Origin of the sequence: Plantactinospora sp. B5E13 (assembly GCF_039871775.1) — a bacterium.
GTDB lineage: Bacteria > Actinomycetota > Actinomycetes > Mycobacteriales > Micromonosporaceae > Plantactinospora.
This window is the reverse complement of record NZ_JBDPLT010000002.1, coordinates 373,930-380,191: the sequence shown is the minus strand read 5'-3', so window position 1 is coordinate 380,191 and position 6,262 is coordinate 373,930. Positions and strand designations below refer to the sequence as shown.

The 6,262-nt window shown below is 73.5% G+C and carries 6 protein-coding genes; all 6 read left to right on the top strand.

Annotated features, from left to right (window positions below; genetic code table 11):
* Window positions 1–116: 116 nt before the first annotated feature.
* Complete coding sequence (locus ABGB05_RS03660) at window positions 117–836, top strand: GntR family transcriptional regulator (protein ID WP_347651672.1); 720 nt, start codon at window positions 117–119, stop codon at window positions 834–836.
* Window positions 833–1,864 (top strand): ADP-ribosylglycohydrolase family protein, encoded by a 1,032-nt coding sequence (locus tag ABGB05_RS03655; RefSeq protein WP_347651671.1) that lies wholly within the window; start codon window positions 833–835, stop codon window positions 1,862–1,864. Before ABGB05_RS03660 ends, ABGB05_RS03655 begins: the two co-directional genes overlap by 4 nt.
* A 31-nt stretch (window positions 1,865–1,895) precedes the next feature.
* Entirely contained in the window at window positions 1,896–3,398 is a 1,503-nt protein-coding gene (locus ABGB05_RS03650) for a cytosine permease (protein ID WP_347651670.1), read from the top strand.
* Entirely contained in the window at window positions 3,395–4,345 is a 951-nt protein-coding gene (locus tag ABGB05_RS03645; protein ID WP_347651669.1) for a PfkB family carbohydrate kinase, read from the top strand. The genes ABGB05_RS03650 and ABGB05_RS03645 overlap by 4 nt, the downstream gene beginning before the upstream one ends.
* A gap of 152 nt (window positions 4,346–4,497) precedes the next feature.
* Entirely contained in the window at window positions 4,498–5,379 is an 882-nt protein-coding gene (locus ABGB05_RS03640) for an alpha/beta hydrolase (RefSeq protein WP_347651668.1), read from the top strand.
* Window positions 5,380–5,554: 175 nt separating this feature from the next.
* Window positions 5,555–6,262 (top strand): hypothetical protein, encoded by a 708-nt coding sequence (locus tag ABGB05_RS03635; protein WP_347651667.1) that lies wholly within the window; start codon window positions 5,555–5,557, stop codon window positions 6,260–6,262.

Genomic DNA, 6,262 nt, shown 5'->3' with positions numbered 1-6,262 from the left:
GGCTTGATCCCGTCGCGGGCACCCCGGCCCCCACCCCTTCCCCCAGCAGCGAGCGGGAAGTTCGGCGGGACCGGGGTGGTTGTCGATAGCGGCAGGCCAGAGCTACCGTACTGAACATGTCTGGACAGGTCATCCGACTGAAGCACCAGCGGATCGCCGACGAGTTGGCCCGGGACATCCGGGGCGGCCGGCTACCGAACGGGGCCCAACTGCCCGGCGAGCACGCGCTCGCCGCGCGCTTCGAGGTGAGCCGGAACACCGTCCGGCAGGCCCTCACCGAACTCGGCCGACGCGGGCTGATCTCCACCCATTCCGGTAAGGGGTCGTTCGTCACCTTTGACGGCCGACCGCTGGACGACCGGCTCGGCTGGGCCCGGGCGCTGGCCGAGCAGGGCGTGCCGACCACCGTACGGGTGCTCCGCCTGGCCCTGGTCCACGAGCCCGAACTGGCCGACCGGTTCGACCTGCCGACCACCGAGTACGTCGCGGTCGACCGACTCCGGTCCCTGACCGGCGGCGCCTCGATCTCGATCGAACGGAGCCGGATCCCGGCCGTCGGCCCGCTACGTGAACTGCCCGAACGCGGCCTCTCCGGATCGCTGTACGCGGCCCTGCGCGGCGCCGGGCTGGTCCCGTCCTGGGGTGAGGAGTGGGTCGGGCTGGCCCCGGCCACCGACACCGACGCCGAACTGCTCGGCTGCGCCCCCGGCAAACCACACCTGCACACCCGCCGGCTCAGTCGCACCGCCGACGGGGACTTTGTCGAACACGTGGAGAGCCTGCTCGACCCCGAGCGGTTCCAGCTGCACCTGCGCTTCGGGAGGTGGCCGGAATGAGCGGCACCACACCGGAGGTGGGCACGGTGTCGGTCGAGGCGCGGGCGGTCGGGGCGCTGACCGGGCTCGCCATCGGCGACGCGCTCGGCATGCCGACCCAGTCCCTGCCCCGACAACTGATCCGGCAGCGGTACGGCCGGCTCACCGGCTTCGAGCCCGCCCCGGACGACCAGCCGATCGCGGCCGGCATGCCGGCCGGCTCGGTCACCGACGACACCGAACAGGCGGTACTGCTGGCCCGGCTGCTGCTCGCCGGCGACGGCCGGATCGACGGGCACCGACTGGCCCGGGACCTGCTCGCCTGGGAGGACGACATGCGGCGCCGGGGGTCGCTGGACCTGCTCGGCCCGTCGACCCGGGCCGCCGTCGCCGCCGTCGCCGCCGGGCGTCCGATCGAGGAGGCCGGCAGGTTCGGCACCACGAACGGCGCCGCCATGCGGATCACGCCGGTCGGCGTCGCCGTACCCGTGGACGACCTGGACCGGCTGGTGGAGCGGGTGGTGGCGGCGAGCTGGGTCACCCACAACACCGGGGTCGCGCTGGCCGGGGCCGCCGCGGTCGCGGCGGCGGTCAGCGCCGGCCTGGCCGGGGCCGATCCGGCGACGGCGACCGCGACCGGGGTCCGCGCGGCCCGGCTCGCCGCCACCCACGGCCACTGGGTGGCCGCCGCCGACGTCGCGGACCGGATCGAGTGGGCCACCCGGCTGGTCGCCGGCCAGCCGCCGGAGATTGCCGCCGAAATGATCTACCGCCTGGTGGGGACGAGTGTGGCGACCCAGGAGTCGGTCCCGGCCGCGTTCGCGGTGCTCGCCGTCCACCCCGACGACCCGTGGCGGGCCGCGTTGCTCGCCGCCTCCCTCGGCGGCGACTGCGACACCATCGCCGCCATCGTCGGAGCCGTCGCCGGCGCCGTCCACGGCGTCGACGCCTTCCCCGACACCGCACTGAAGACCGTCAACACGGTGAACCACCTTCCGCTGTCCGATCTGGCGACCGACCTGCTGGCCCTGCGCCGGCGGCAGCCCTGACAGCGGGCGAACAGGGAAAGGCAGGACAACGATGTCCGCTACGGAACTGGCCGGCACCGCGCCGGTCGACAGCAACCGGGTCGGCGCCATCGAGACCCGGGGCATCGAGCCGGTGCCACCGGGCGAGCGCACCGGCGGGCCGGGTCAGCTCTTCTGGGTGTGGTTCGCGGCCAACATCTCGATCCTGGGACTCCCGCTCGGCGCCACCCTGGTCGCGCTGCGCGGCATGAACATCTGGCAGGCGCTGGTCGTCGCCGCGATCGGCTCGTTCGGGTCGTTCGCCCTGGTCGGGCTGATCAGCGTGGCCGGCAAGTGGGGCGGCGCGCCGAGCATGACCCTGTCCCGGGCGGTTTTCGGGCCACGCGGGAACCACGGGCCGACCCTGGTCTCCTGGCTGTCCCGGGTCGGCTGGGAGACGGTCAACACCACCACCGCCGCGTACGCGCTGCTGGCGCTGCTCAGCATCGTCTTCGGGTTGACGGCGAACCCGGTACTGACCGTGATCAGCCTGCTGGTTTTTGTGGTGCTGACCCTGGTGGTCTCCGGACTCGGGCACGCCACCCTGGTGCAGGTCCAGAAGTGGGCCACGTACGTCTTCGGCGCGCTGAACGTCCTCGTCGGGGCGTTCCTGGTCAGCCGGGTCGACTGGGACGCGGTGACGCACGCACCGGCCGCCCCGCTCAGCGTGGTGATCGCCGGCATCGGCGTGATCGCCGCCGGTACCGGGATCGGCTGGGCGAACGCGGGCGCGGACATGGCCCGCTACCAGCACCGACACGTCCCGGGTGGGCGGATCGTGGCGGCCGCCTCGGTCGGTGCCGGGGTGCCGCTGTTCCTGCTGATCGGGCTCGGCGGCCTGCTCTCCGCCGGCGACGGCAGCCTGGCCTCGGCCAGTGACCCGGTCTCGGCGATCCAGGTGATGCTGCCGTCCTGGATGGCGGTGCCGTACCTGCTCGCCGCCTTCGGCGGGCTGCTGCTCTCCAACAACCTCTCGGTCTACTCGGCCGGACTCACCATGATCACCCTCGGGGTGCGGGCCCGCCGGGTGGTCGCGGTCGGGCTGGACATCGTGCTCACCCTGGCCGGCGGCGTGTACTTCATGCTGGTCGCCGACGACTTCTACGGGCCGTTCATCACCTTCATCTCACTGCTCGCCGTGCCGATCACCGCCTGGGTCGCGGTCTTCCTTGTCGACATGCTGTTCCGTCGCACGTACGACCCGGACGGGCTGATGGACACCGGCCGGACCGGCGTCTACTGGGCGCACGGCGGGTTCCGCTGGTCGGCGGTGCTGCCCTGGCTGGCCGGCATCGTGGTCGGGCTGCTCTTCACCACCGCGTCCACCTCGGCGACCGACGTCTGGTTCGCCGGCCCGCTGGCCGACTCGTGGATGGGCAGCAACGGGCTCGGCTGGGTGGCCGCGTTCGTGGTGGCCGGCGGCCTGTACCTGCTGGCCGCCGCGTTCGGCAACCGCCGCGGGACGCCGGTCGCGGCGCCTCGGCCGGACGACCAGCTGACCGGGGTACGGCCGTGACCGGGCAGGCCGGGCCGGGGCGGGCTCCCCGGCTGGTGCACACCGGGAACACCATCGTCGACGTGGTGATGTACCTGCCCCGACTGCCGGAGTCCGGTGGCGACGTACTCGCCTCGGCGAGCCAGGTCACCGTCGGGGGCGGGCTCAACGTGATGGTCGCGGCGACCCGTCAGGGCCTGCCGGTGGCGTACGCCGGGATGCACGGCACCGGCCCGTTCGGTGACCTGGTCCGGCGGCGGCTCGCCGAGGAGGGGATCGAACTCGTCCAGCCCCGGCTGCCGGACCGGGACACCGGGTTCAGCGTGGTGATGGTGGAACCGGGCGGGGAGCGTACCTTCGCCACCGGCGCCGGGGCCGAGGCCGGCCTCGGCGCGGCGGACCTGGCCCGGATCGCCCCGGAGCCCGGTGACCTGGTGTACGTCACCGGCTACAGCCTCGCCTATCCGGTGAACGGGCCGGCGCTGGCCGAGTGGTTGTCCACACTCGACCCGGGCGTGACCGTGCTGGTCGACCCGGGCCCGCTGGTCGCGGAGATCCCGCGACCGGTGCTGGAGCCGGTGTTGGCCCGGACCGACTGGTGGAGCTGCAACGAGCGGGAGGCGCGGCTGCTCACCGGGCTCGCCGAACCGCTGGCCGCCGCGACCGCGCTGGCCGAGCGGACCGGCCGGGCCGGGGTGCTGGTCCGGACCGGGCCGGAGGGTGCGGTGCTGGCGGCCCGGCACCGGGTGCCGGTGGTGGCGCCCAGCTTCCCGGTGACCGTGCTGGACACCAACGGTGCCGGGGACGCGCATGTCGGGGCGTTCGCCGCCGCGTTGGCCGGCGGCCTCGACCCGGTGGACGCGGTACGCCGGGCGAACGCCGCCGCCGCGCTCGCGGTGACCCGGCGCGGGCCGGCCACCGCCCCGACCGCCGAGGAGATCGACGAGCTGCTCGGCGCGGACGCCTGATCTCCCGCCACCACCACCATAACCGGGGTGGGGCGGAATCCGGTCGCCACGATCGACTAATCGGCAACCTGGCAAAATCAGGACGTTTTCCCTGGTCGGGCGGGCGCGGACGTGGCTAGCGTCCGTCCCCTGTCCGAGCAGGAGGGAACACCATGGGCGAGGAGATCGCACGGCACGTCGGCCCGGCCGGGCTCACCATCGCGTACGAGCGTTTCGGGGATCCGGCCGCGCCGCCGGTGCTGCTGGTCATGGGTGGCGGAGCCCAGATGATCAACTGGCCGGAGGGCTTCTGTGCCGAACTGGTCGACCGCGGACTGCACGTGATCCGGTTCGACAACCGCGACGTCGGCCGCTCCACACATCTCACCGACGCACCGGTACCGGACGTCGCCGCCGCGTTGGCCGGCGACCTCAGCTCGGTCTCGTACACGCTGTCCGAGATGGCCGCCGACGCGGTCGGGCTGCTCGACGTACTCGGACTGCCGGGCGCGCACGTCGTCGGCGCCTCGCTCGGCGGGATGGTGGCCCAGACGATCGCGATCGAACACCCGGACCGGATCCGTTCGCTGACCTCGATGTTCTCCACCACCGGCGACCCCACCGTCGGCCGGACCGACCACGCCGCGCTCGCCCCGCTCGGTCCACCGCCCGCCGACCGGCAGGGTTACGTCGACTGGCAGGTCCGGGCGATGCGTACGGTGGGATCGCCGGGCTTCCCGTTCGACGAGGCCGAGGTGGCCGACCGGGCAGGACGCGCGTACGACCGGGGCCACGACCCGCTCGGGATGCTGCGCCAGGCGGTCGCGGTGGTCGCCTCCGGTGACCGTACCGAGCGGCTACGGACGCTGCGGGTGCCGACGCTCGTCATCCACGGCACCGCCGACCGGATGATCGACATCAGCGGTGGGCGGGCCACCGCGGCGGCGATTCCCGGGGCAAAACTGGTGACCTTCGAGGGCATGGGCCACAGCCTGCCCCGGCAGCTCTGGGCCCCGATCGCCGACCAGATCGCCGAACTGGTCCACGGGCGGTGAGAACGGCGGACGCACCACGACGGTGAGGATCCGGCGCCGCCCACGTCCCACCGGCAGTCTTCGCAACCCGGCAATCTCCGCGTCAACGTTCGCTCAGTCTCCGTGACCTCGACGGTCACCTGCGGCCGGAACGATCACCCCGTTTCCGCGAGTCCCGAGCGAATGAGAGTCCGCTGTGCAGTCCCTGAGCCGTGCCCGACGCCACGCGCGGCGCTGCGCCTGGATGCTGGCGGCGATCGCCCTGCTCGGCGGAGTGTTTCCGGACGCCGCCTCGGCGCATCCCTTCGGCGATCCACAACAGATCGAGGTCTCCGGCGAGGGCGACCACGGCGTACGGATCCGCTGGCGGGTCGGCGGGAGCGACGACCTGACCCTGCTCGGCGTCTCCCTCGGCGTGCTGCCCGAGGACCGGGTGCTGCTCGACGGTGCGGTGACCTACCAGTCCTCCGACGCGCGGGCGCTGGCCGGAGCCCCCGAGTTCGCCGGGTACCTGGCCGAGCGCATCACCGTGTCCCAGAGCGGGCGGCCCTGCGACGGTGCGGTCGACGTCGCCGACGACCTGACCTCCGGCGGCGCCGAGCTGCGGTTCACCTGCGCCGCGCCGGTGGGCACGGTGACCGTGACGTCGCGGATGCTCACCGACCTGCACCAGGCGTACCGGACGCTCGCCAGGGGACCCGACGGGCAGAAGGCCGTGTACGACGCCACCCACGAGTCGGCGGACTGGCACTTGGGCGCGGGCTCCGGCCCCGCGTCGCCCCGCAGCACCACCGCGACCCCCACCGAGCAGAGCGCCCGGCAACTGCTGGCCGTCGGGGGAGTCATGCTGGCCGCCGTGGCCGCCGGCATCCTCTGGTACCGCCGACGGCGACGAGAGGCCTGA

Coding starts and splice junctions, on each gene's coding strand:
- ABGB05_RS03660 (WP_347651672.1), top strand. CDS start 117: ATGTCTGGACAGGTCATCCGACTGAAGCACCAGCGGATCGCCGACGAG.
- ABGB05_RS03655 (WP_347651671.1), top strand. CDS start 833: ATGAGCGGCACCACACCGGAGGTGGGCACGGTGTCGGTCGAGGCGCGG.
- ABGB05_RS03650 (WP_347651670.1), top strand. CDS start 1,896: ATGTCCGCTACGGAACTGGCCGGCACCGCGCCGGTCGACAGCAACCGG.
- ABGB05_RS03640 (WP_347651668.1), top strand. CDS start 4,498: ATGGGCGAGGAGATCGCACGGCACGTCGGCCCGGCCGGGCTCACCATC.